At 66.4% G+C, this 223-nt stretch carries 1 pseudogene; it reads right to left on the reverse strand.

The annotated features are described in order from the left end of the window. Nucleotides 1–223 (reverse strand): annotated as a pseudogene (locus tag E4K09_RS18090) (AEC family transporter); the annotation flags it as partial.

A 223-nucleotide genomic window follows, 5' to 3' on the forward strand; every position in this document is an offset into this window, starting at 1 on the left:
ACGAGCGGGTGAACCACGAGCTTGAGCACGGAAATCACCGTCGGCAGCTTCCACCCCGTCTTCATCCCGTAGCGGCGCAACGCGATGCCCATGGAGATCAGGGCGCAGGGACCGGCCGCGCTCGCCAGCAGGTCCATGATCTGCCAGATCGGTGTCGGGACCGCGGAAGCGATGGGGCGGAGGGCGGAACCGGCCAGAATGCCGATCACGATCGGATGGGTTG

The sequence above is a fragment of the Microvirga pakistanensis genome (genome assembly GCF_004458765.1).
Lineage (GTDB): Bacteria > Pseudomonadota > Alphaproteobacteria > Rhizobiales > Beijerinckiaceae > Microvirga > Microvirga pakistanensis.